This window comes from Isoptericola sp. b515 (genome assembly GCF_030588125.1).
Taxonomy (GTDB): Bacteria; Actinomycetota; Actinomycetes; order Actinomycetales; family Cellulomonadaceae; genus Isoptericola; species Isoptericola sediminis.
Map to the genome: position 1 here is coordinate 324,058 of NZ_JAUQYR010000003.1, position 23,403 is coordinate 347,460.

The window sequence follows — 23,403 nt, forward strand, 5'->3', positions numbered from 1 at the left end:
CCGGATGGTCACCTACCGCTACCTCGGCAACAGTGGTCTCAAGATCTCCGAGATCACCTACGGCAACTGGCTCACCCACGGCTCCCAGGTCGAGAACGACGTCGCCACGCAGTGCGTGCACGCCGCCCTGGACGCGGGCATCACCTCCTTCGACACCGCCGACGTCTACGCCAACACCAAGGCGGAGCAGGTCCTCGGCGACGCCCTCAAGGGGCAGCGCCGCGAGAGCCTGGAGATCTTCACGAAGGTCTACTGGCCCACGGGGCCCGGCGGTCCGAACGACACCGGCCTGTCGCGCAAGCACGTCATGGAGTCGATCAACGGCTCGCTGCAGCGCCTCGGCACCGACTACGTCGACCTCTACCAGGCGCACCGCTACGACACCGAGACGCCTCTCGAGGAGACGATGCAGGCGTTCGCCGACATCGTGCGCCAGGGCAAGGCGCTCTACATCGGCGTCTCGGAGTGGTCGGCGGACCAGATCCGTGCCGGCGCCGCGATGGCGAAGGACCTCGGTTTCCAGCTCATCAGCTCCCAGCCGCAGTACTCGATGCTGTGGCGGGTCATCGAGGACGAGGTCGTCCCGGCCTCGCGCGAGAACGGGCTGTCGCAGATCGTCTGGTCCCCCATCGCCCAGGGCGTGCTGACCGGGAAGTACGTCCCCGGCCAGCCGCTGCCGTCCGGGTCCCGCGCCACGGACGACAAGGGCGGGGCGAAGATGATCCAGCGGTTCATGAACGACGACGTCCTCGAGCGGGTGCAGCAGCTCAAGCCGGTCGCCGACGAGCTGAACCTGACCATGGCCCAGCTCGCCGTGGCCTGGGTGCTGCAGAACGACAACGTCGCCGCCGCGATCGTGGGCGCGTCGCGCCCCGAGCAGGTCGCCGAGAACGTCAAGGCCTCCGGCGTGGAGATCCCCGCCGAGCTCATGACACGGATCGACGACGCGCTGGGTGACGTGGTCGAGCGCGACCCGGCCAAGACCCTCGAGGGTGCACCGAAGACGCGCGTCGTCTGAGGCCCCTCGCCCCGTCAGGCCCTGCCCCGCCACCTCGGCGGGCAGGGCCTGACGTCCGTCCGGGACCGACCGCGGCGGTCAGCGGTGCTGGTCGCCGAACGACGCCAGCGCCCGCGCGATCCGGGCGGCCCGACGGCGCACCTGGTCCGGGTGCGCCGCGGGCAGGACGGGCTCCGGTGCCCGCCGTCTCCCCCGGGCCCCCGGCGGTGCCGGCGTGGTCAGCCCCGCGGGCACGAGCGGACGCCACCGCGCGGCCGCCTGAACCACGGGGCCGACCCCGAGGGCGTAGGCGATCGTCGCCCAGCCGAACGTGCCGCCGAGCGGCACACCGACCACGACGACCGCGACCTCGATCCCCGTCTTGACCGCCCGGACGGACCAGCCGGTGCGGGCCACCAGACCGGTCAGCAGCCCGTCCCGGGGTCCCGGCCCGAGGCGGACGCCCACGTAGGCGGCGGTCGCGACGCCGTTGAGCACGATGCCGCCCACCACCAGCAGCACCTGCGCCGCCCGTCCGGGCTCGGGCGCGAGCCGGTCGACGGCGACCAGGGCCGGCCCGATGAGCGCGGAGATGACGACGACGTTCGCCACGGTCCCGATCCCGGGCCGCTGGCGCAGCGGCACCCAGGCGGCGAGCACGAGGATCGAGGCCACCAGCACGGCGACGCCGAACGACCAGCCCGTGGCCCGGACGACGCCCTGGTGCAGGACGTCCCACGGCATCGCACCCTGCCCGGCCTGCACCACCATGGCCATCGAGGCCGCGTAGCCGGCCAGGCCGAGCAGGAGCTGGACCGCGCGGCGCGTCACCCCCATCTCCGGGATGCGCGGCCCCGGGGACCGGCGGTCGGTCACGCGGCGTGCGGCACGACGGCCGACCGGGCGTCCCTGGCGTGGCGTCGGTTGCGGAGGTGCGAGAGTCATGGCCTCACCCTCGCCATGATTGGCCTGGACTTCCATAGCCAATCGCGCAAGAGTGGACCGGTGACCACCACCACGGCCGGACCACCGGCCACCGGGGCGGTGCGCTCCCTGACGGCGCAGGGCGCCGTCCGGCTCCTCGGGACCTGGCACACGACCGGCCCCGCCTACCAGGCGCTCGCCGACGCGCTGCGCGCGGCCGTCCTCGCGGGGGCGCTCCCCGTCCTGACGCGGCTGCCGAGCGAGCGCGAGCTGGCCCGCGCGCTGGGCGTGTCCCGGGCGACGACGTCGGCCGCCTACGCCCGGCTGCGGGACCTCGGCTTCGCCGCGAGCCGCGTGGGCTCCGGCACGGTCGCCGTGCTGCCGCGCGACACCGGACGCCCCGCCGGGACAACGCCCCCGGCCGGTGACGCGCCGTCGGCCGACCCCGCACGCCCCGCCTCCGACCGCACGATCGACATGTCGCAGGCGACGCCGTCCGCCTCCAGTGCCCTGCACGGCGCCTACACCCGAGCGCTGGAGATGCTGCCCGGCTACCTGGACGGCGGGGGCTACGCCCACCTCGGGGTGGAACCCCTGCGTGCCGCCGTCGCCGCCCGGTACACCGCCCGCGGGGCCCCGACCGACCCGGACCAGATCCTGGTCACGACAGGAGCCCAGCAGGCGATCGCGCTGCTGACGACCACGCTCGTGGCCCGGACCGAGCACGTCGTCGTCGAGTCGCCGACGTACGTCCACGCACTGGGTGCGCTGCGCCGGGCCGGCGCCCGCGTCGTCGGGGTCCCGGTCGGGGACGTCGAGGCGATCGAGTCCGTCGTCCGGCGCACGGGCGCACGGTTCGTCTACCTGGTGCCGGACTTCCACAACCCGACCGGGCGCACGATGACCCGCGACGAGCGCGACGCGGTCGCGGAGCTCGCCGCCCGCCACGACGTCACCGTCGTCGGGGACGAGACGCTGACCGACGTCGACCTCACGGGGGCCGGTGTGCCCGCCCCGTTCGTCGGGGACGGGACCGACCCACGTCTCGTCGCGGTCGGGTCGGCCTCGAAGTCGTTCTGGGGCGGCCTGCGCGTGGGCTGGGTGCGGGCCGACCCCCAGCTCGTGCGCCGGCTCGCGCACACCCGCCAGGTCCTCGACGTGGCCACCCCGGTGCTCGAGCAGCTGGCCGTGACCGACCTGCTGGAGCGCCGCGACCGGATCCTTCCCGAGCGGGTCGCGGACCTGCGCGCCCGGCGCGACGACCTCGTCGACCTGCTCCACGAACGGCTGCCGGCGTGGGACGTGCCCCGCCCGGACGGCGGGCTGTGCCTGTGGGTCGGGCTGGGCCGCCCCCTCGGGCGGGCGGTGGCCGCCGCGTCCGTCGCCGAGGACCTCCGCCTGGCCCCGGGGCCCCTGTTCACGCCCGACGGGTCGGGACAGGACCGGGTGCGCCTGACCTTCACGCGGCCGGTCGGGGAGTACGAGGAGGTCGTCGACCGCCTGCGACGGGCGTGGGCCCGGGTCGGCGGGTGAGGAGCCGCGCCGGCGACGCCGCCGCGCCGAGGGACCTCAGGGCTTGCGCAGCTCGACGGTCGGCGTGGCCTGCGCCCCGTCGTGCAGCAGCCGCGCCCGGGCGGCACCGGTCTCGGCCAGCGTGCGCCAGTGCTCGCCGAGCCATTCCTCGGCGTCGTACTGCGTCGTGAACGCGGGGCTGAGCGGCGCCGTCAGCGGCGCACCGGTGTCGTCGTCGAGGGCCCACTCCCAGCGGGGCCGGATCATGCCATCGTCCCGGCGCTGGACGACCCCGGGGACCGCGTCAGGGCGCGGTTGATCCTGGACGGCCAGAACGGCCCGCGGTAGACGAACGAGGTGTAGCCCTGGACCAGGTCGGCGCCGGCGCGCAGGTAGGCACGCACGTCGTCGGCGTCCGTGACGCCCCCGACGCCGATCACCACCGGGTCGGGTCCGAGCCGTCCGCGCAGGCGGCGCACGACCTCCAGCCCGCGTGCGAGCAGCGGCGGGCCGGACAGCCCGCCGGGTCCGCGGTCGTGGCCGACGGTGGTGTTGACGGCGACGACGCCGTCCAGCCCGAGCTCGGTGACGAGGTCGGCCACGGCGTCGACGTCCTCGTCGGACAGGTCCGGGGCGATCTTGACCAGCAGCGGGGTCCGGCCGACGCGGGCGAGCGCCGTCGCCTCGTCCGCCGCGGCACGGACGGCGGTCAGGATCGGGCGCAGCTCGTCGGCCGTCTGCAGGTCGCGCAGCCCCGGGGTGTTGGGCGAGGAGACGTTGACGACGAGGTAGTCGGCGTGCTCGGCGAGCATCCGCGCACACCGCGCGTAGTCACCGGCCGCGTCCGCGGCGGGGGTGGACTTGTTCTTGCCGATGTTCACCCCGACGATGACGGCGCGACCCGCCCGGGTGGAGCGGAGCGCACGCAGCCGCTCGGCCATCTCCACGGCGCCGTCGTTGTTGAACCCCATCCGGTTGCGCACGCCGCGCACGTCGAGCTCGCGCCACATGCGCGGCCGCTCGTTGCCCGGCTGCGGGCGCGGGGTGACGGTGCCGACCTCGACGAACCCGAAGCCCAGCATGGTCAGCCCGCGCACGGCCCGCGCGTTCTTGTCGAACCCGCCGGCCAGGCCGAAGGGTGCCGGCACGGTCCGGCCGAGCACCTCCACGCTGCCGGGACCGCCGATGCCGCGACCGAGGTAGGGGGCCAGGGCGCCCTGCACGACGTCGCGCAGCAGCGGCACCCTGCCGGCGACCTCGATCGCGCGGAAGGCGCGGTCGTGCGCACGCTCGGGGTCCATCCGCCGCAGGACGGTCTGGAACAGCAGGGTGTACGGCGTCATCAGGCCTCCGTCGGTCGGACCGGCGCGGACTCCGGGGCGGTGCGTCCGGGGCGAGTGTGCCAGAGCCACCACAGACCCACGAACGGCAGGACGAGCGGGACGTACCCGTAGCCCTGACCGAAGCCCGACCACACGGTCGCCTCGGCGAAGTACTCCGGGTGGGTCACAGACAGCGTACCGACGGTCAGCACACCCGCCGCCTCGACGACGACGGCGCCCCAGGCGACACCCCGCCAGCCCGTCCCCCGTCCGCCCAGCGCGAGCGCGACGGTGGCCACGACGTACACCACGGCGGCCAGCAGGGACAGCAGGTAGGCGGCGGGCGCCTCGGCGAGCTTGGTCAGCACCTGGTAGCTCGAGCGGCCCAGCGCGGCCAGGGCGAGGATGCCGTAGACGGACACCAGCAGCCGGCCGAAGCCGCCGCTCGTGGTGGGCCGCTCGTCGCTCACAGGCCGGCCTCCCAGATCACCCAGAGGCGCCACTCCAGGAACGCGACGGTCAGCGCGGCGACGCAGAGCACGACCGAGGACCACTTGGTCCGCTCGGCGAAGGCCCACAGGGCGGCCAGCGGCAGCAGCATCGCGGCGGTGAGCAGGTACCCCCAGAACAGCGGCCCGTCCACCGCGTGGCCGCCGGCCTGCTGGATCGCCGCCACGACGGCCTGGACCAGGAGCACCGCCTCGACCGCGGCCGCACCGAAGAGCTGTTTGAGGATCACCGCCCGGTCGCGCACGACGAACCAGGCGGCCCAGCCGGCGAGCAGCCCGCACAGCACCAGGGCGAGGACGAGGAGCGGAAGGACCACGTCGGCAGACTACCCGTCGCGGCCGTACCCGGTGGTGGGGGCGACCGGTTAGCCTGGTGCGCGTGGCTGACCTCACTCTGACCGGAAAGAATCCGACCTCCCTCGCTGCCGACGCGCTCGTCGTGGGCACCTGCTCGACCTCCGACGGCGTGGCCGTCGTGGCCGACCAGCTGCCCGCCTCGCTGGTCGAGCAGCTCGAGACCCTCGCACCGCGCCTCGGCGTGACCGGCGCACGGCAGGAGGTGCGCACCGTGCCCGCCGGCAAGGACGTCGCGGCGGACGTGCTGGTCCTGACCGGCCTCGGCGAGCGGGACGCGGACGGCACCTTCGACCGCGAGACCCTCCGGAGTGCTGCCGGTGCGGCCGTGCGCTCGCTGGCCGGCTCCACGTCGGCCGTCGTCGCCCTGCCGGCGGTGGACGAGGAGGAGCTCGGCGCCGTCGTCGAGGGCGCGCTGTTCGGGGCGTACGCGTACACGACCTACCGGGACGACAAGGCGTCGGCGAAGCTGGCCCCGGTGACCACCCTGCAGGTCGCGACGCCGTTCGCCCGTTCGGCCCGCGCCAAGGCCGCGGCAGCCCGCGCCGAGGTGCTGGCCGCCGCCGTGCACGGCACGCGCGACCTCGTCAACGCCCCCGCGAACGACCTCTACCCGGCCTCGTTCGTCGACGCGGCCAAGGCCGCCGTCAAGGACCTCGGCGTCAAGGGCGTCAAGATCACCGTCCTGGACGACAAGCAGCTCGCCGCCGGCGGCTACGGCGGCCTGACCGGCGTCGGCCAGGGCTCCTCCCGAGGCCCGCGGATGGTCAAGCTCACCTACTCCCCCTCCAAGCCCGCCACCCGCATCGCGCTCGTGGGCAAGGGCATCACGTTCGACACCGGCGGCATCTCGATCAAGCCCGCCGCCAACATGGACGCGATGAAGTCGGACATGGCCGGTGCGGCGACCGTGCTGCACGCGGTGCTCGCCGCGGCCCGGCTCGGGCTCCCGGTCGCCGTGACCGGCTACCTGTGCCTCGCCGAGAACATGCCCGGCAGCAACGCCCAGCGGCCCGGCGACGTCATCACGATCCGCGGCGGCAAGACGGTCGAGGTGCTCAACACCGACGCCGAGGGCCGCCTGGTCATGGCCGACGGTCTCGTCTCGGCCGTCGAGGACGGTCACGACGTCGTGCTCGACATCGCCACGCTGACCGGCGCCCAGATGGTGGCGCTCGGCAAGCGGGTCGGCGGCGTCATGGGCACCGACGACGTCCGCGACGAGGTCAAGGTCGCCGCCGACACCGTCGGTGAGCAGTTCTGGCCGATGCCGCTGCCCGAGGAGCTCGCCGAGGGCCTCAAGTCCAAGACCGCCGACATCGCCAACGTGGGCGAGCGCTGGGGCGGCATGCTCTCGGCCGGCATCTTCCTGCGCTCGTTCGTCGAGGACACGCCGTGGGCCCACCTCGACATCGCCGGCCCGTCGTTCAACGACTCGGCCGCGTTCGGCTACACCCCGGCCGGCGGCACGGGCGTGGGTCTGCGCACGCTGGTGGGCTTCCTCGAGGGCCGGGGCATCACCACCGACTGACCGGACCGGCTCCGGCGCACCGAGCGACGAGGGCCGGACCGACAGCTCCCCCGGTCGTCAGACCGGGGGAGCTGTCGGTCCGGCCCTTCGTGCTGCCCGGGGTCCTATCGTCCCTTGCGCTCCTGGCGCTGCGCGGAGTTCCAGTCGCGCATGCGCTGGGGGTAGCCGGTGAACCGGACGTTGTAGACCGGGACGCCCAGGGACCGGGCCACCTCGAAACCCGTGCGCTCGTCGGGCACGCGGCGGCGCGTCCACTCCCCCGTGGTCGCCACCAGCAGCACCGTGCTGGGGGTCTGGGCGTTGGGGGGCTCGACGTAGGCCTCGACACCGACGCGGGTGCGGACGAACTCCTCGAGATGCGCGACGGCGGCGGCGCGTCCACCCCCGCCGGACGGGGCCGGCGACGACGGTTCCGACCGCCCGAGCAGACGGTCCAGAGCAGACCTCAACGACATGTTCGCGAGACTACCCGCCCCGGGCGGACGACGGAGGAGACGGCCGTGCCGCGCGGAGCAGCCGTTTCACGACGTTCCGGGTGTCGGCGCCAGGAAAACACCGTGCTGGACCGACGATGTACGCAGTGTCACAGTCCTGCGCAGGCGCCCGATTGGGGGGCGGACGCAGGTAGTGACAAGATGGCACGCAGTGACCCAGGAACGCGGCTACCGGACAGGAGTCGGTCGAGCCTCCGGCCGACCGGCTCCGGCGCCTCGCTCGACCCACTGATCGAAGGAGACTCCACAGGTCATGTCTGAGAACGTGCAGCTGCCGGCGCTCGGCGAGTCCGTCACCGAGGGCACCGTCACGCGATGGCTCAAGTCCGTCGGCGACACCGTCGAGGTCGACGAGCCCTTGCTCGAGGTCTCCACCGACAAGGTCGACACCGAGGTCCCCTCCCCCGTGGCCGGCGTCGTCGAGCAGATCCTCGCCGAGGAGGACGAGACCGTCGAGGTCGGCGCCGTGCTCGCCGTCATCGGTGACGGCTCGGGTTCGGGGTCCTCCGACGGCGGGTCCCAGGAGGCCCCGGCCGAGGAGTCCGCCGAGTCGGCGCCCGCGGAGGAGTCCCCCGCCGAGCCCGCCCCCGCCGCGCAGGAGTCCGCTCCCGCCGCCGAGGAGTCCTCCCAGCCGGCATCGGGTGGCGGCGAGGGCACCGAGGTGACGCTGCCGGCCCTGGGCGAGTCCGTCACCGAGGGCACCGTGACCCGGTGGCTCAAGGCGGTCGGCGACAGCATCGAGGTCGACGAGCCCCTGCTCGAGGTCTCCACCGACAAGGTCGACACCGAGGTCCCCTCCCCCGTGGCGGGCACCGTGCAGGAGATCAAGGTCGAGGAGGACGAGACCGTCGAGGTCGGCGCCGTCCTGGCGATCGTCGGCTCCGGTGCCGCCCCCGCGGCCGAGAAGAGCGAGAAGAAGCCCGAGCCCGAGAAGAAGGCCGAGCCGGAGAAGAAGCCGGAGCCGAAGCCCGAGCCCGAGAAGAAGCCCGAGCCCGCGGCGGAGAAGCCCGCCGAGAAGCCGGCTCCGGAGAAGAAGCCCGAGTCGAAGGCCGAGCCGGCCGGGGAGAAGCCTGCCGGTGGCCGCGGCTCCTACCTGACGCCGCTGGTGCGCAAGCTCGCCGCGGAGAAGGGTGTCGACGTCGACACGGTGCAGGGCACCGGCGTCGGTGGCCGCATCCGCAAGGAGGACATCCTGGCGGCGGCCGAGAAGGCCTCCGCCCCGGCCGCGTCCGCCCCGGCGTCGGCGGAGCCCAAGAAGCCGACCGTGCCCGAGGTCTCGCCGCTGCGCGGCACCACGGAGAAGATGTCGCGTCTGCGCAAGGTCGTGGCCGAGCGCATGCACGAGGCGCTGCACACCCAGGCCCAGCTCACGACCGCCGTCGAGGTCGACGTCACGAAGGTGGCCAAGCTGCGTCAGCGGGCCAAGGCCGACTTCAAGGCCCGCGAGGGTGCGAACCTGACCTTCCTGCCGTTCTACACGCAGGCGGCCGTGGAGGCCCTCAAGGCCTTCCCGAAGGTCAACGCCTCCATCGACACCGACAAGGGCGAGATCACCTACCACGGCTCGGAGAACGTCGGTATCGCCGTCGACACCGAGCGCGGCCTGGTCGTCCCGGTCATCAAGAACGCCGGTGACCTCAACCTGGCCGGCATCGCCCGCCAGATCGGCGACCTCGCGGCCCGTACCCGCGACAACAAGATCGGTCCGGACGACCTCAGCGGCGCCACGTTCACCATCACGAACACCGGCTCCGGCGGTGCCCTCTGGGACACCCCGATCGTCCCGGTCGGCCAGGTGGCGATCCTCGGCACCGGCACGATCACGAAGAAGCCCGTGGTCGTCACGACCGCCGACGGCGAGGAGACCATCGCGATCCGCCAGATGGCGATGCTGTTCCTGTCCTACGACCACCGCCTGGTCGACGGCGCCGACGCCGCCCGCTTCCTCACCGCGGTGAAGAACCGCATCGAGGAGGGCGCCTTCGAGTCCGAGGTCGGTCTCTGACCGGCTGACGCACCACCCGTCAGGGGCGAGGACCGCACGGTCCTCGCCCCTGACGTCGTCCTGGGCCCGGACACGCCGTCGCGGTCCGGTCACACGACGTCGGTCACCCGCCAGCCGTCCGGCGTCCACGCCAGGCGCAGCGTGTCGGTCCTCGGTTCACCGGCCGGCACGGTCACGGCCTCGCCGTCCGCGCCGACCTGGGTGTGCTCCTCGACGACGTAGCGCACGACGACCTCGGCCCGGTCCCGCGTCGGAGCCCCCGCCAGCCGCACGGACAGGACGGTGACCCGCGCGTCCACCAGCCGGGTCCCGGACGCCCTCGCACGCTCCAGCCACGCCGTGTCCGCCGCATGGGCGGGGGTGCCCGGCACCGCGACCTCCGCCACGTCGTGCTCCCCCGCCAGCAGCCCCGCGCGGCGCCGGGTCAGCTCGGCGGCGGCAGCGGCCGGGTCCTCCCGGTCGGTCGTCACCTGCCCGGCCCCCGTGCCGGCGCCCGGTGCCGGGCCGGCAGATGCCGCCACCGCGGCCGACGGCGTGCTCGGCGCCGCGGTGAACGCCAGCCCTCCAGCGACCAGCACGGCCACCGCGACGAGGACACCGGCGCCGGCCAGCGCCGGACGCCACACCGACGCCGGCCGGTGCCGTGCCGGGCCCCGAGCCCTCCCGGCGGGATGCGACCGCCGCGTCGCCCGGGTGCCGGGCACCGGCGCGGAACCGGCCCCGTCCTCACCGGGGCGCCGGGCCCGGCGGTGCCGCGGCTCGCCGTCCGAGGGGTCGGTCCCCGGACGCTGCCGGCCGCTCGCGAGCGCGGCGGCCGCGAGGGCCGCCGGTTCGGGCAGCCGCAGCGGTTCCGGGTCCAGCTCGTCGTGCACGCGCGCGGCGAGCGTCCCGGCCTCCGGACGGACGCGCGGGTCGTCGGCCAGCGCGGGGGCGAGGACGGCCCGCAGCGCGGTGTCCGTGTCCGACCCGGCCCGGGCGCACAGCGTCTCGACCAGCCGGGCCAGGGCGTGCACGTCCTCGCTCTCGGAGGCGGGGTTCGCGTCGTGCGGCGGCGTCAGCCGCGGCCGCAGCAGCACCCGGCCGTTCAGGTCGACGACGACGTCCCCGACGTCGAGGCCCCCGTGGACGACACCGGCGCTGTGCAGGGTCGCGAGCCCCTGGGCGAGGTCGGCCGCGAGCCCGGCGGCCTCGGGACCGTCGCACCGGCCCCGCACGGCGAGCACGGTGGCCAGGTCCGTCGCCGACGCGGCACCACGCGGCACGACCAACGCTCCGTCAGGACGGGCGACGGCGGCGCCGACGGGCTCGACGCGGGCGGCATCGATGTCGGCGAGCCGTCGCAACCGGTCCAGCAGGGCGTCGCGGGCAGCGGCGTCGGGCGGCACGGCGAGGACGGTGTCGGTCTGCACCAGGTCATGCAACACCCCGGGAGCACCCGCCCGCAGGCGTCGTCCACAGGCTCCGGGGCGACCAGCAGCGGGACGGCCCCGGGTCAGAGCTCGACGCGGCGCCCCTGGCGGGCGGCCACCCGGGCCGCGTCGAGCACCTCGGCGGTGCGTACCGCGTCGCCCGGGTCGACGGGTGCCGGTTCCTCCCCGTCGAGCCAGGGACCCAGCGCCCGGTAGAAGTCGGCGTGCCCGCCGGGTGCGGTCGGCACGGGGCGTCGTTCGCGGCCGCGGGTGAACCAGCCGTGCGTGCCCGCCGGGGCCTCGTCGTCGAACCGCTCGAGCGGGGAGGCGTCCTGCTCGAAGGTCGTGACCAGGTAGGCGCCCTCGCTGCCGAGGACCCGGGTGCGCGGGCCGGGCGCGGCGACGACGGAACCCGCCCAGAGCCGCGAGACGACGGGGTGCCGGCTGGCGGCGAGCCCGCCGCCGGCCTCGTGGGTCAGCACGAGGAAGACGTCGTCCTCCGTCGGCGTGGTCAGCGCTCGCAGCTGGGCCCACACGTCGGTCACCCGGCCGAAGAGCCGTGTGGCGGAGTCCACCAGGTGCGGTCCGAGGTCCAGCAGGAGGCCGCCGCCGTCGGGGTCGTTCTCCTTCCACCGCTTGCGCGGCACCGGCCGCCACCGCTCCCAGTGCCGTTCGAAGGTGTGCACGTCGCCCAGCTCGCCGCGCCCCAGCAGCGCGGCGAGCGTGAGCTGCTCGGGGTCCCAGCGGCGGTTGTGGAACACCGTGAACGGCGTGCCCGTGGCGTCCGCCTCGGCCGCCACGGCTCGCGCCTCGTGGGCGTCGACCCCGATGGGCTTGTCCAGCACGAACGGCACCCCGGCCCGGGCCAGCGCCGCCGCCTGCTTCGCGTGCAGCTGGCTGGGGCTGGCGACCACGACGACGTCGTAGGTCGAGCGGGCGGCCAGCAGGTCGTCGAGGTCGTCGTACAGCCGGGCACCGGGCCAGTCACCCGCGGCCTGGGTCCGGCGGCCCTGGTCGCGGGTGACGACACCGGTCACCGGGAGCCCGGCCTCGCGGGCCAGGGCCGCGTGGATGCCCCGGCCCGCTCCCCCGTACCCGATGATGGCGACGCGTGGCGTGATCATGTGCCCATGGTGCCGGACCCCTGCTCGGCCGCCACCGGGCGACGCGCCAGGCGGGAGGGCCACCACGTGCGGTCGCCGATGTCGTGGACGAGCGCGGGCACGAGGAGGCTGCGCACCACGAGGGTGTCGATCAGCACGCCGAAGGCGACGATGAAGGCGAGCTGGGCGAGGAACGCCAGCGGGATGACCCCGAGGGCGGCGAACGTCGCCGCGAGCACGACGCCCGCCGAGGTGATCACCGACCCGGTGACCGCGAGCCCGCGCAGCACCCCCGGTCGGGTCCCGATCTTCAGGCTCTCCTCCCGCACCCGGGTCATGAGGAAGATCGAGTAGTCGACACCGAGCGCGACGAGGAACGCGAAGGCGTACAGCGGGACGCTGGGGTCGGTCGCGGGGAAGTCGAAGACGTTGTTGAACAGGATCGCCGAGATGCCGAGGGCGAACCCGAAGGACAGCACGTTGGCACCCATGAGGAGCGCGGCGGCCAGCACGGAGCGCAGCAGCAGCATGAGGATGAACAGGATGACGATCAGCACGACGGGCACGATGACGCGCAGGTCACGCTGACCGGCCTGCTGGGTGTCCAGGCGTTCGGCGGCCGCACCGCCGATGAGCGTGTCGGGCGAGACGCCCTCCACCGAGTCCCGGAGCGCCGCGACGGCCTCGGTGGCCTCCTGGCTGTCCGAGGGGGCGTCGGTGATGACGTCCACGCGGACCAGGCCGTCCACCACGAGCGGGTCGCCTCCGGCCGGCGCGCCCGGGGCCGGCGCCGGCTGGTCGGTCACCAAGGTCGCCTCCGAGACCCCTTCGGTGCTCTCCGCGGCCTCGACGACGGCATCGAGGTCTCCCTCGGGGGTGATGACGGTGACGGGCTGGGTGGAGACACCTTCGAAGTGGGCGGTGAGGACCTCCTCGCCGTCGACCGAGTCGACCTGGGTCAGGAACACCTCGGAGTCGCCCGTCCCCCCGGCGTTCAGCGTGGGCACGAAGGCGGCGCCGGCGAGGAGCACGAGCGCGGTGACGATCCAGACGGGCCGGTCGTGGCGGCCGACGAAGCCGGCCGCACGGGACCAGAGCCCGTGCCCGGCGACCGCCGGGGTGTCGTCCTCGGCGCCGTGACGCCCACGGCCGGGCTTCGCCGGCTGCTCCGCGACGGGCGCGGACTCCGCGGCGGAGCCGTCGGCCGTCGCACCGGCCGGCACCCGGGGGATCCGGGGCCAGAACACCCAGCGGGCGCGGCGCCCGCCGACGAGCAGCAGGGCCGGCAGCAGCGTGAGCGCGGACAGGTACGCCGCGACGATGCCGATGGTGGCGACCGGACCCAGGCTCCGGTTGGACGACAGGTCGGACAGCAGCAGGCAGAGCAGACCGGCGATGACGGTGACCGCGCTGGCCGTGATGGGTTCGAACGACGCGCGGACGGCGCGGCGCAGGGCCGTGTAGGGCGACTGCAGCCGTCCCAGCTCCTCGCGGTACCTGGCCACGACGAGCAGGGAGTAGTCGACGGAGGCGCCGACCACGAGGATCGACAGGATGCCCTGGGACTGGCCGTTGAGGGTCAGCACGTCGTTCGCCGCGAGCTGGTAGACCGCCAGGCCCGCGAGGGACAGCGCGAGCACGGAGGTGAAGATGACGACGAACGGCAGGAACGGCGACCGGTAGACCAGGGCCAGGATGATGAGCACGGCGCCGAGGGCGACCAGCAGCAGCACGGTGTCGATGGCGCCGAACGCGCTGGTGAGGTCCGCGATGAAGCCGGCCGGACCGGTGACCCAGGACTCGAGCCCGGAGTCGGCCAGACCGCCGTCGCCGGAGCCCTGCTCGGCGAGGTCGCGCATGGCCGTGACGGCGGCCTCGGCCACGCTGGCCTCCTCCTCGCCGATCGCCTCGTCGGCGAGCGAGGCGTCGAGGGAGACCAGCACCAGCACCGCCTCGCCGTCCTCGGACGGGATGACCACCGGGTCGGCGATGCTGGCCTCCCCGACCGTGGCGGGCTCGTCGCCCGTGGCGCCCTCGAGCGGGGCGTCCGGCACGGCCTCGGCGTACGCCTGCGCGTCCTGGAGCTGCTCGGGGGTCAGCGTCGCGCCGTCACCGGCCTCGGCCACGAGGAGGGCGGGCAGCGTCGTGTCGTCGGTGAACTCGGCGGCGAGCTCGGCCGCACGGGTCGACTCGGCACTCTCGGGCAGGAACGCGGCGGAGTCGTTCTCCTGGACGCTGCTCAGGTTGCCCTGGGCCTGCCCTCCGAAGGCTCCGACGGCGAGCCAGACGCCGATCGCTGCAAGAATGACGAGACCGCGGGCGATGCCCGCCCACCTTTTACTCAGCATGCTGAGTATGATGGGGAATCGGAGGACATCACGCAAGTGAAGAACGAGACGCGCCGGCCCGGGGAGCCGGACCCCACGAGCGAGGAGCCGGGCCAGTGGCCCACGGGGCGGCTCCTCTTCACGGTCGCGCGCCGGATCGAGCAGGACTGGAACGCCCACCTGGCCACCTGGGACCTCAACCACGCCGGGCACCCCGTGCTCCTGCACCTCCTGGCCGGGCCGCTCACGCAGCGCGAGATCGCCTCGCGCAACGGCGTCACCGAGCAGACGATGAGCCGCATCGTCGCGCGCCTGGAGCGGTCCGGCTACGTCGTCCGCGCCGACGACCCGCGCGACCGACGCCGCCGGGCCGTGACCATCACCGACACCGGCCGGCGCGTCGCGCTGGAGGCCGCGCAGTTCCAGCCCGCCGAGGACCTCACCTCCCGCGGCCTCGACGAGGAGCAGGTCGCGACGCTGCGCGAGATCCTCGTGGACATGGTGCGCGCCCAGCGCGCGGAACCCGGCACCTCCGTGGGGCAGTAGGCTGCCGGGATGGACGTCGTCTCGCTGCCGGGCACCGTCGACTACCACGAGGCCTGGGAGCTCCAACGCCGAACGCACGCCGCCGTGCAGACCGGGGAGGACCCCGGTCGCCTCTTCCTGCTCGAGCACGACTCCGTCTACACCGCCGGACGCCGGACCCGCCGGGACGAGTACCCCACCGACGGCACCCCCGTGGTCGACGTCGACCGCGGCGGGAAGATCACCTGGCACGGCCCCGGCCAGCTCGTCGCCTACCCGATCGTGCCCCTGCGCTCCCCCGTCGACGTCGTGGTCTACGTGCGCACGCTCGAGGCCGCCGTCATGGACGTGTGCGCCGGTCTCGGCCTCGACCCGATCCGGGTCGAGGGACGCTCGGGGGTGTGGTTCGCGGCCGACGACGGCGGACCGGACGGCACGCCCCGCCGGGCCCGCAAGGTCTGCGCCATCGGAGCGCGCGTCGCCCGCGGCGTGACCATGCACGGCCTGGCCCTGAACTGCGACGCCGACCTGGCGGCGTTCGACGCGATCGTGCCCTGCGGCATCGACGACGCCGACGTCACCTCGCTGTCGGCCGAGACCGGGCGGCGGATCACCGTCGACGACGTGCGCGACGCCCTGACCGACGCCCTCCTGACCCACCTGACCCCGCTGGTGACCGAAGTCACCACCGCCCCCGTCGACGTCGCGCCGGAGCCGCGTGGCGCCGTCGTAGGCTGACAGACGTCGACGAAAGGGAACGACGCCGTGACCATCGCACCCGAGGGCCGCCGCCTGCTGCGCGTCGAGGCCCGCAACGCCGAGACCCCGATCGAGAAGAAGCCCGAGTGGATCAAGACCCGTGCGGTCATGGGCCCGGAGTACAAGGAGCTCAAGGGCCTGGTGAAGGGTGGTGGCCTGCACACCGTCTGCGAGGAGGCGGGCTGCCCCAACATCTTCGAGTGCTGGGAGGACCGCGAGGCGACGTTCCTCATCGGCGGTGACCAGTGCACCCGCCGCTGCGACTTCTGCCAGATCGACACCGGCAAGCCCGCCGCCTTCGACGCCGACGAGCCGCGCCGCGTGGCCGAGTCCGTCCGCGAGATGGGGCTGAAGTACTCCACCGTCACCGGTGTCGCCCGTGACGACCTGCCCGACGGCGGCGCCTGGCTGTACGCCGAGACGGTCCGCAAGATCCACGAGCTCAACCCCGGCACCGGCGTCGAGCTGCTCATCCCGGACTTCAACGCGATCCCCGAGCTGCTCGACCAGGTCAACGAGTCGCGCCCCGAGGTGATGGCGCACAACGTCGAGACCGTGCCGCGGATCTTCAAGCAGATCCGGCCCGCGTTCCGCTACGAGCGCTCCCTGTCGGTGCTGACGCGGGCGCGCGACGCGGGGCTGGTCACCAAGTCCAACCTCATCCTCGGCATGGGCGAGACGATCGACGAGGTGAAGTCCGCGCTGGACGACCTGCACTCCGCCGGGTGCGACCTCATCACGATCACCCAGTACCTGCGGCCGTCGGTGCGCCACCACCCCGTCGACCGCTGGGTGCGCCCCGAGGAGTTCGTCGAGCTGAGCGACTACGCCGAGGAGATCGGGTTCCTCGGGGTCATGGCCGGTCCGCTGGTGCGCTCCTCCTACCGGGCCGGGCGCCTGTGGGGCCAGGCGATGACGAAGCGCGGCCAGGCCGTGCCGGACTCCCTCGCTCATCTGACCGAACCGACCACCGCACGGCAGGAGGCGGCGAGCCTCGTCGCCCCGCGCGCCCAGTAGAATCGACCACCATGGCCCGCACGAAGTCCGACGCCGGCGAGCCCGCCGACGCGTCCACCAAGAAGCAGAAGAAGCCCAAGAAGCAGCGCTGGTACCACCAGGTGTGGTCGGCGTACCAGATGACCCGACGTCAGGACCCGCTGGTCACCTGGATCATGCTGGCGGTCTTCATCGGCATCCTCGCCGTGGCGCTGCTCATCGGCGCCCTGACCGACAACGTCATCTACGCCGGGATCATCGGCCTGCCGTTCGCCCTGCTCGCCGCGATGTTCGTCCTGACGCGCAAGGCGGAGCGCGCGGCGTACACCCAGATCGCCGGGCAGCCGGGTGCCGTCCGTGCCGCGCTGGGCACCGTCCGTGGCGGCTGGAACTTCGACGACGAGCCCGTGGCGGTCAACCGGCAGCAGGACCTCGTGTTCCGCGGCGTCGGGCGCCCCGGCGTCGTGCTGGTCTCCGAGGGGCCGTCGCACCGCGTGGAGCGGATGCTCGCCGACGAGCGCAAGCGCGCCGCGCGCATCCTGCCGAACGTCCCCGTCACGACCATCCAGGTGGGTGACGAGGAGGGTCAGGTCCCGCTGCCCAAGGTCGCCCGCAAGGTCCAGCGGATGAAGAAGCAGCTCACCCGCGCCGAGGCCGCGGAGGTCGGCAAGCGTCTCAAGTCCCTCGGCGGCATGCGCCTGCCGGTGCCCAAGGGCGTCGACCCGATGAACGCCCGCCCCGACCGCAAGGGCATGCGCGGGCGCTGACACCCCCTCCGGACCACCGTCGGGCGGCCGGGACCCTCATCGACGCACGATGACGGTCCCGGCCGCCTTGTCGTGCAGACCCCGGCCGTCGGTGTCCCAGACCACGGCCGGGATGACGAGGCACACCAGCACCGCGCGGATCGCCCCGCGCCCGAACCCGACCAGGTGCGGGCCCTCGACGCCGAGCCGGCGCACCTGCAGACCGAGCAGCCGGTGCCCGAGCGTCGTGCCGACCGTGCTGACCAGCAGCAGGTTCATGGCGAAGAAGATCGCCAGGGTCGCACCGGCGTCGTAGGAGAAGAACGCGTAGCTGATGGCGCCGGCGGCCGCCCAGTCCACGACGAGCGCCACGACGCGCCGCCCGATCCGGGCCGGCGACCCCGGCCCGGAGGTGGGCAGACCCAGGGAATCGGTCCCGGACGTCTCATCCCTCGGGACGCCCCGACCGGTCAACCACGACCCGAATTCCTCGCGCGACGGCATGAACACACTCTACGTCGGGGTTTCGGCCGTCTACGTAACGCGGACGAAACACCGGCGCTATGCAAGAGTAATGCCACGGCTCTAGCGTCGAGGGAGCCGAGCCACCTGGCACCGTCCCATCAAGGAGCGCATGCATGTTCACCAATGCCGAGGAGGCAATCGCCTTCACCCGCAACGAGGGGGTGGAGTTCATCGACGTCCGGTTCATCGACCTTCCGGGCGTCATGCAGCACTTCAACATCCCCGTGGCGCAGTTCGACGAGGACTCCTTCACCGAGGGCCTCATGTTCGACGGCTCCTCGATCCGCGGGTTCCAGGCGATCCACGAGTCGGACATGAAGCTCGTGCCGGACGTGAAGACCGCGTTCATCGACCCGTTCCGCAAGCGCAAGACGCTCGTGATGAACTTCTCGATCGTGGACCCGTTCACGGACGAGCCCTACGCCCGCGACCCGCGCAACATCGCCGCCAAGGCTGAGGCCTACCTCGCCTCCACCGGCCTCGCGGACACCGCGTTCTTCGCCCCCGAGGCGGAGTTCTACATCTTCGACGACGTCAAGTTCGGCACCTCGTCGCAGTCCGGCTTCTACAGCATCGACTCGGTCGAGGCCGCCTGGAACACCGGCCGCGACGAGGAGGGCGGGAACCTCGGCTACAAGACCCGCTACAAGGGTGGCTACTTCCCCACCTCCCCGGGTGACCGCTTCGCCGACCTGCGTGACGACATGGTCGCCACCCTCGGTCAGGTGGGCCTGGACGTCGAGCGTGCGCACCACGAGGTGGGCACCGCCGGCCAGCAGGAGATCAACTACAAGTTCAACACCCTGCTGCACGCCGCCGACGACCTGATGAAGTTCAAGTACGTCATCAAGAACGTCGGCTTCGAGGCCGGCAAGTCGGTGACGTTCATGCCGAAGCCGATCTTCGGCGACAACGGCTCGGGCATGCACTCCCACCAGTCCCTGTGGCTGAACGGCGAGCCGCTGTTCTACGACGAGAAGGGCTACGGCGGCCTGTCCGACATGGCCCGCTGGTACATCGGCGGTCTGCTCAAGCACGCCCCGTCGCTGCTCGCCTTCACCAACCCGTCGGCGAACTCGTTCCACCGCCTGGTGCCGGGCTTCGAGGCGCCGGTCAACCTGGTCTACTCGGCCCGTAACCGCTCGGCCTGCATCCGCATCCCGATCACCGGGAACTCGCCGAAGGCCAAGCGCGTCGAGTTCCGCGTGCCGGACCCGTCGAGCAACCCCTACCTCGCGTTCTCCGCGATGCTGCTCGCCGGCATCGACGGCATCAAGAACCGCATCGAGCCGCCGGCCCCGGTCGACAAGGACCTCTACGAGCTGCCCCCGGAGGAGCACGCGGAGATCGCCCAGGTCCCGAGCTCGCTCGAGGGCACGCTGAACTCCCTCGAGGCGGACCACGAGTTCCTCACCCAGGGCGACGTCTTCTCCGAGGACCTCATCGCCACCTGGATCGACTACAAGCGGACCAACGAGATCGACCCGATCCGTCTGCGCCCGCACCCGCACGAGTTCGAGCTGTACTACGACATCTGATCGTTCTCCCCGGTCACCAGGCGTGGCACGTCTCGACCTGACACGTCGGTGACCCGAGGACGTCACGCGGACGCCCTGGCCCCACCTTCCACGGTGGACGCCAGGGCGTCCTGCGTCATCGGAACGTCGGCTCGCGACCTTCCCGCATGGCTGCCATGGCCTCCAGCAGGTCGTCGCTGGCGAGGAAGGCCGAGTTCCAGGCTGCGACGTACCGCAGGCCGGCTTCAACGCGCGGACCACGCTCGGCGTCCAGCACATCCTTGATCCCGCGCATGGTCAGCGCGCTGTTGCGGGCGATGGTCGAGGCGAGCGCGTGGGCGGCAGCCATCAGTTCCTCGGAGCTCGGATAGACGTCGTTGACCAGGCCGATCCTCGCGGCGCGCTCGGCGGTGATGTCCTCGCCGGTCAGCGCGAGCTGGCGCAGGTGGCCGTCACCGATCACCCCCACGAGTCGCTGCAGACTTCCGAGGTCCGCCACGATCGCGAGCTTCGCCTCCTTGATGCTGAACGTCGCGTCCGCCGAGGCCACCCGGATATCGCAGGCCGCGGCCAGGTCGACGCCCCCGCCCAGGCACCATCCCTCGATGGCGGCGATCGTGGGCTTGCGGCACGAGGCGACGGCGGTCATGGCCGCCTGCCAACGCCTGACCGTGGCGTGAACCTGCTGCCGCGTGTCGGCGTCGTCCTTGCTGAGGAAGTGGCCGAACATCCCCGCCACCGCCGCGATGTCGAGCCCGTAGGAGAAGTTTCCGCGCGTGCCCCGCAGCACGATCGCCCGCGCCTCGTCGTCCTGGTCGAGCTCGACGAACGTGTCGTGCAGCTCCGTGAAGAACTCCGGATCCATGACAGGTTTCCCGTCCCGTCCGGCAAGCTCGACGGTGACGACTCCGCCGTCCCGCGTGAGGTCGAAGCGTGCGTCGGTCACAGTGGTGCCCTCGTTTCTCGGGGGGTATGGGAGTTGATTCCTGGGTCCGAGCCCGCGAGCCGTGCGCGCAGCGCCTCGGCGACCGTGTCGAGCGCTGCCCGATCGGCGACCCGGTCCGGTGCGGAGACGACCATCCCGTCACCGGCCACACGCGGGATCACGTGCAGGTGCGAGTGGAACACCGACTGCTGGGCGTCACGCCCCTGCGCCGGCAGGTCCGTGATGGCCTCGTGGTGCTCGACCGAGGCCTCGAGGTCACCGTTCACGATCCGGCAGAAGAGGCAGTCGTTCTCCATCGTCGACACGGGGACAAGGTACCGGTCGGGACGGCACCGCCGGGACGCACCGACCCGGGTGCGAGTCACGACGGACACGCCCACTATCCGAGGACCACCAGGTTCGAGACCAGGAGGCGCAGTGAGCACGGCGGACCTCTCCAGCCTTCCCCTGGAGGACCTCCTCGACGAGCTGGGGGCCACCCCGTCCGGCTTGACCACCGCGGAGGCCACGGAGCGGCTGGACCGGTACGGGGCCAACGAGATCATCGAACGACGGAAGAACCCGCTGCTCGTGCTGGCCGGGTACTTCTGGGGTCCGATCCCCTGGATGATCGAGGCCGCCCTGGTGCTCTCCCTCGTCCTCGGCAGCTGGTCCGACGCGGTGATCATCGGGGTGCTGCTGGCCATGAACGGGGCGGTGGCGTTCAGCGAGGAGCACCAGGCGACGCGGGCGATCGAAGCGCTCCAGGAGCGGCTCGCCACGTCGGCCCGGGTCCGCCGGGACGGTGCGTGGACCACGGTGCCGGTCCGCGAGGTCGTGCCCGGCGACGTGGTCCGCCTCCGGCTCGGCGACGTCGTCCCCGCCGACGTCCGGCTCCTGGAGGACGCCGAGCTCCAGGTCGACCAGTCGGCGCTCACCGGCGAGTCGCTCCCCGTGCCCCGGGGGCAGGGTGACGCCGCGTGGTCCGGCTCGGTGATCACGCGCGGCGAGGCGGACGCGGTGGTCTACGCCACCGGTGAGGACAGCTACTTCGGCCGGACCGCGACGCTGGTCGAGAGCGCCGGGGTGGTCAGCCACTTCCAGCGTGCGGTGCTGCGGATCGGCCGGTACCTCATCGTTATCGCGGTCACCCTGGTCACGCTGACGTCGGTCGTCGCGCTGCTGCGCGGCAACGACCTCGCCGAGATCCTCCAGTTCGCCCTGGTGGTCGTCATCGCGTCCGTGCCCGTCGCGCTCCCGGCCGTGCTGTCGGTGACGATGGCGGTCGGCGCCCGTGCGCTCGCCCGCCGCCAGGCCGTCGTCAGTCACCTGCCGGCCGTCGAGGAGCTCGGCGGGATCGACGTGCTGTGCTCGGACAAGACCGGGACGCTGACCAAGAATCGGCTCGCCGTCGGCGACCCGTGGTGCGCCTCCGGCGTCGGACCGGCGGAGCTGCTCGAGGCCGCCGCCGTGGCCTCGCGCGCCGAGGACCAGGACCCGATCGACCTTGCCGTCCTCGCCGCCGCCGAGCACTCGGACGGGACCTCGGCCGGTCGGCTGCTGCACTTCACCCCGTTCGACCCCGTGGGCAAGCGCACCGAGGCCACCGTGCGGCAGGAGGACGGCTGCACCTTCCGGGTCAGCAAGGGAGCCCCGCAGATGATCGCCGCGCTGTGCGGCGACGACCCGGCCGTGGCGGAGTCCGCCCGGCAGGTGGACGACTTCGCCCGGCGCGGGTACCGCTCCCTGGCCGTGGCCCGCACCGACGGGGCCGACCGGTGGCATCTGCTCGGGGTGCTGCCGCTCGCGGACCCGCCGCGGGAGGACTCCCGGGAGACGATCGGCGCCGCCCGCGAGCTCGGCATCGAGGTCAAGATGGTCACCGGGGACCAGGTCGCCATCGGGGCGGAGATCGCCCGGCAGGTCGGGCTCGGCGACCGGATCCTGCCGGCGTCCGCGCTGGGCGACGAGGACACCCCCGAGGACACCCGGGCGCGGCTCGTGGCCGAGGCGGACGGGTTCGCCGAGGTGTTCCCCGAGCACAAGTACCGCATCGTCGAGCTGCTGCAGCGCCGCGGCCGCATCGTGGCGATGACCGGCGACGGCGTCAACGACGCCCCCGCGCTCAAGCAGGCCGACGCGGGGATCGCGGTCTCCGACGCGACCGACGCCGCGCGCTCCGCAGCGGACGTCGTGCTGATGGCCCCGGGTCTGTCGGTGATCGTCGACGCCATCCGGATGGCCCGGGAGATCTTCGCGCGGATGACCAGCTACGCGACGTACCGCATCGCCGAGACGATCCGGGTGCTGCTGCTCATCACGCTGGCCATCGTGTTCCTCGACTTCTTCCCCGTGACGGCCGTGATGATCGTCCTGCTCGCCGTGCTCAACGACGCGGCCATCCTGACGATCGCCTACGACCACGTCCGCGGCTCGGACCGCCCCGCGCGCTGGCGCATGGGGTCCGTGCTGACGGTCGCCACCGCGCTCGGGCTCGCCGGTGTCGTGGCGTCGTTCCTGCTGTTCCTCGTGGCGGACCTCGCGCTGGACCTCGACCGCGAGCTGATCCAGACGCTGATCTACCTCAAGCTGTCCGTGGCCGGGCACCTGACGATCTTCGTCACCCGCACCCGCGGCCCGTTCTGGTCGCGTCCGGCTCCGGCCCCGGTGCTGGTGGCCGCCGTGCTGGGCACCCAGGCGATCGCCACCGTGATCGCCGCGACCGGGTTCCTCATGGCACCGATCGGCTGGGCAGGCGCCGGGCTCGTCTGGGCCTACGCCCTCGTGTGGTTCCTCGTCAACGACCGGGTCAAGCTCGCCGCCCACGCGCTGGTGGGCCGCCGGGCGGCTCGGCGCGCAGCTCGCGACCGAGTGACCCTGCTCCGCGCCGAGGGCTGACCCCCGGGGCCGCCGGCGGTCCGGA

General features: G+C 73.1%; 22 protein-coding genes. 10 read left to right on the forward strand and 12 right to left on the reverse strand.

The annotated features are described in order from the left end of the window. The first annotated feature begins 4 nt into the window (after positions 1-4). Positions 5-1,018 carry an aldo/keto reductase family protein gene (locus tag Q6350_RS10515; RefSeq protein WP_304607018.1) on the forward strand — a complete coding sequence of 338 codons (1,014 nt, stop codon included), beginning with the start codon at positions 5-7 and terminating at the stop codon, positions 1,016-1,018. 78 nt (positions 1,019-1,096) lie between these two features. Here the strand turns inward: Q6350_RS10515 and Q6350_RS10520 are convergent, their stop codons facing one another. Beyond that, the gene (locus Q6350_RS10520) at positions 1,097-1,942 is read right to left on the reverse strand and encodes a YitT family protein (RefSeq protein ID WP_370375390.1); all 846 of its coding nucleotides are present in this window, start codon (positions 1,940-1,942) and stop codon (positions 1,097-1,099) included. Between the two features lie 60 nt (positions 1,943-2,002). Between Q6350_RS10520 and Q6350_RS10525 the strand changes: the two genes are divergently transcribed. Beyond that, on the forward strand, positions 2,003-3,454 hold the full coding sequence (locus tag Q6350_RS10525) for a PLP-dependent aminotransferase family protein (protein WP_305066122.1): 1,452 nt from the start codon (positions 2,003-2,005) through the stop codon (positions 3,452-3,454). A gap of 36 nt (positions 3,455-3,490) precedes the next feature. Here Q6350_RS10525 and Q6350_RS10530 read toward each other — a convergent pair whose 3' ends face one another. Genes Q6350_RS10530 through Q6350_RS10545 form a run of 4 tightly spaced genes read right to left on the reverse strand, consistent with a single transcriptional unit; the run spans position 3,491 to position 5,581 of the window. Then, positions 3,491-3,700 carry a hypothetical protein gene (locus tag Q6350_RS10530; protein WP_171248067.1) on the reverse strand — a complete coding sequence of 70 codons (210 nt, stop codon included), beginning with the start codon at positions 3,698-3,700 and terminating at the stop codon, positions 3,491-3,493. Beyond that, positions 3,697-4,776 carry a quinone-dependent dihydroorotate dehydrogenase gene (locus Q6350_RS10535; protein ID WP_304607016.1) on the reverse strand — a complete coding sequence of 360 codons (1,080 nt, stop codon included), beginning with the start codon at positions 4,774-4,776 and terminating at the stop codon, positions 3,697-3,699. Before Q6350_RS10535 ends, Q6350_RS10530 begins: the two co-directional genes overlap by 4 nt. Then, positions 4,776-5,225 (reverse strand): hypothetical protein, encoded by a 450-nt coding sequence (locus Q6350_RS10540; RefSeq protein ID WP_304604219.1) that lies wholly within the window; start codon positions 5,223-5,225, stop codon positions 4,776-4,778. Before Q6350_RS10540 ends, Q6350_RS10535 begins: the two co-directional genes overlap by 1 nt. Beyond that, positions 5,222-5,581 carry a hypothetical protein gene (locus Q6350_RS10545; RefSeq protein WP_171248064.1) on the reverse strand — a complete coding sequence of 120 codons (360 nt, stop codon included), beginning with the start codon at positions 5,579-5,581 and terminating at the stop codon, positions 5,222-5,224. Before Q6350_RS10545 ends, Q6350_RS10540 begins: the two co-directional genes overlap by 4 nt. A gap of 62 nt (positions 5,582-5,643) precedes the next feature. Between Q6350_RS10545 and Q6350_RS10550 the strand changes: the two genes are divergently transcribed. Further along, complete coding sequence (locus Q6350_RS10550; protein WP_171248063.1) at positions 5,644-7,149, forward strand: leucyl aminopeptidase; 1,506 nt, start codon at positions 5,644-5,646, stop codon at positions 7,147-7,149. Between the two features lie 104 nt (positions 7,150-7,253). On the opposite strand, the gene Q6350_RS10555 is transcribed toward Q6350_RS10550, so the two are convergent. Beyond that, positions 7,254-7,604 carry an oxidoreductase gene (locus Q6350_RS10555; protein WP_171248062.1) on the reverse strand — a complete coding sequence of 117 codons (351 nt, stop codon included), beginning with the start codon at positions 7,602-7,604 and terminating at the stop codon, positions 7,254-7,256. 292 nt (positions 7,605-7,896) lie between these two features. Here Q6350_RS10555 and sucB point away from each other — a divergent pair, with 292 nt between their 5' ends. After that, the gene (gene sucB, locus Q6350_RS10560; RefSeq protein WP_305066123.1) at positions 7,897-9,648 is read left to right on the forward strand and encodes a 2-oxoglutarate dehydrogenase, E2 component, dihydrolipoamide succinyltransferase; all 1,752 of its coding nucleotides are present in this window, start codon (positions 7,897-7,899) and stop codon (positions 9,646-9,648) included. Between the two features lie 89 nt (positions 9,649-9,737). Here sucB and Q6350_RS10565 read toward each other — a convergent pair whose 3' ends face one another. The 3 genes from Q6350_RS10565 to Q6350_RS10575 all read right to left on the reverse strand — a co-directional run bounded on the left by Q6350_RS10565 (position 9,738) and on the right by Q6350_RS10575 (position 14,508). Next, a complete protein-coding gene (locus Q6350_RS10565; RefSeq protein ID WP_305066124.1) occupies positions 9,738-11,057 on the reverse strand; it encodes a hypothetical protein in 1,320 nt (439 codons plus the stop codon). 83 nt (positions 11,058-11,140) lie between these two features. Beyond that, entirely contained in the window at positions 11,141-12,181 is a 1,041-nt protein-coding gene (locus Q6350_RS10570) for a Gfo/Idh/MocA family oxidoreductase (protein WP_304604222.1), read from the reverse strand. Beyond that, entirely contained in the window at positions 12,178-14,508 is a 2,331-nt protein-coding gene (locus Q6350_RS10575; protein ID WP_305066125.1) for an MMPL family transporter, read from the reverse strand. The genes Q6350_RS10570 and Q6350_RS10575 overlap by 4 nt, the downstream gene beginning before the upstream one ends. Before the next feature lie 36 nt (positions 14,509-14,544). On the opposite strand from Q6350_RS10575, the gene Q6350_RS10580 reads away from it, so the two are divergent. From Q6350_RS10580 to Q6350_RS10595, 4 genes are read left to right on the forward strand one after another with little or no spacing between them, the layout of a single operon-like run. Next, positions 14,545-15,033: a MarR family winged helix-turn-helix transcriptional regulator gene (locus tag Q6350_RS10580; RefSeq protein WP_171248057.1), complete on the forward strand. Its 489-nt coding sequence runs from the start codon at positions 14,545-14,547 to the stop codon at positions 15,031-15,033. Between the two features lie 9 nt (positions 15,034-15,042). Continuing rightward, a complete protein-coding gene (gene lipB / locus Q6350_RS10585) occupies positions 15,043-15,750 on the forward strand; it encodes a lipoyl(octanoyl) transferase LipB (protein WP_304604224.1) in 708 nt (235 codons plus the stop codon). Between the two features lie 27 nt (positions 15,751-15,777). Next, on the forward strand, positions 15,778-16,788 hold the full coding sequence (gene lipA, locus Q6350_RS10590) for a lipoyl synthase (RefSeq protein WP_304604225.1): 1,011 nt from the start codon (positions 15,778-15,780) through the stop codon (positions 16,786-16,788). Positions 16,789-16,799: 11 nt separating this feature from the next. After that, complete coding sequence (locus tag Q6350_RS10595; RefSeq protein ID WP_171248054.1) at positions 16,800-17,534, forward strand: DUF4191 domain-containing protein; 735 nt, start codon at positions 16,800-16,802, stop codon at positions 17,532-17,534. Between the two features lie 36 nt (positions 17,535-17,570). Here Q6350_RS10595 and Q6350_RS10600 read toward each other — a convergent pair whose 3' ends face one another. After that, positions 17,571-18,017: an RDD family protein gene (locus Q6350_RS10600; protein ID WP_171248053.1), complete on the reverse strand. Its 447-nt coding sequence runs from the start codon at positions 18,015-18,017 to the stop codon at positions 17,571-17,573. A 134-nt stretch (positions 18,018-18,151) separates the two neighbouring features. Here Q6350_RS10600 and glnA point away from each other — a divergent pair, with 134 nt between their 5' ends. Further along, positions 18,152-19,576, forward strand: coding sequence for a type I glutamate--ammonia ligase (glnA, locus tag Q6350_RS10605; RefSeq protein WP_171248052.1), 1,425 nt, complete (start codon positions 18,152-18,154; stop codon positions 19,574-19,576). Between the two features lie 115 nt (positions 19,577-19,691). Here the strand turns inward: glnA and Q6350_RS10610 are convergent, their stop codons facing one another. Together Q6350_RS10610 and Q6350_RS10615 are read right to left on the reverse strand one after the other, a co-directional pair. Next, positions 19,692-20,501, reverse strand: a complete 810-nt coding sequence (locus Q6350_RS10610) for a crotonase/enoyl-CoA hydratase family protein (RefSeq protein ID WP_305066126.1) — start codon at positions 20,499-20,501, stop codon at positions 19,692-19,694. After that, complete coding sequence (locus tag Q6350_RS10615; protein ID WP_305066127.1) at positions 20,498-20,806, reverse strand: HIT family protein; 309 nt, start codon at positions 20,804-20,806, stop codon at positions 20,498-20,500. Before Q6350_RS10615 ends, Q6350_RS10610 begins: the two co-directional genes overlap by 4 nt. 112 nt (positions 20,807-20,918) lie before the next feature. On the opposite strand from Q6350_RS10615, the gene Q6350_RS10620 reads away from it, so the two are divergent. Then, the gene (locus Q6350_RS10620; protein WP_305066128.1) at positions 20,919-23,378 is read left to right on the forward strand and encodes a plasma-membrane proton-efflux P-type ATPase; all 2,460 of its coding nucleotides are present in this window, start codon (positions 20,919-20,921) and stop codon (positions 23,376-23,378) included. Positions 23,379-23,403 lie beyond the last annotated feature (25 nt).

Coding starts and splice junctions, on each gene's coding strand:
- Q6350_RS10600 (WP_171248053.1), bottom strand. CDS start 18,017: ATGCCGTCGCGCGAGGAATTCGGGTCGTGGTTGACCGGTCGGGGCGTC.
- Q6350_RS10575 (WP_305066125.1), bottom strand. CDS start 14,508: ATGCTGAGTAAAAGGTGGGCGGGCATCGCCCGCGGTCTCGTCATTCTT.
- Q6350_RS10530 (WP_171248067.1), bottom strand. CDS start 3,700: ATGATCCGGCCCCGCTGGGAGTGGGCCCTCGACGACGACACCGGTGCG.
- Q6350_RS10555 (WP_171248062.1), bottom strand. CDS start 7,604: ATGTCGTTGAGGTCTGCTCTGGACCGTCTGCTCGGGCGGTCGGAACCG.
- Q6350_RS10535 (WP_304607016.1), bottom strand. CDS start 4,776: ATGACGCCGTACACCCTGCTGTTCCAGACCGTCCTGCGGCGGATGGAC.
- Q6350_RS10515 (WP_304607018.1), top strand. CDS start 5: ATGGTCACCTACCGCTACCTCGGCAACAGTGGTCTCAAGATCTCCGAG.
- Q6350_RS10520 (WP_370375390.1), bottom strand. CDS start 1,942: ATGACTCTCGCACCTCCGCAACCGACGCCACGCCAGGGACGCCCGGTC.
- Q6350_RS10595 (WP_171248054.1), top strand. CDS start 16,800: ATGGCCCGCACGAAGTCCGACGCCGGCGAGCCCGCCGACGCGTCCACC.
- lipB (WP_304604224.1), top strand. CDS start 15,043: ATGGACGTCGTCTCGCTGCCGGGCACCGTCGACTACCACGAGGCCTGG.
- glnA (WP_171248052.1), top strand. CDS start 18,152: ATGTTCACCAATGCCGAGGAGGCAATCGCCTTCACCCGCAACGAGGGG.
- sucB (WP_305066123.1), top strand. CDS start 7,897: ATGTCTGAGAACGTGCAGCTGCCGGCGCTCGGCGAGTCCGTCACCGAG.
- Q6350_RS10570 (WP_304604222.1), bottom strand. CDS start 12,181: ATGATCACGCCACGCGTCGCCATCATCGGGTACGGGGGAGCGGGCCGG.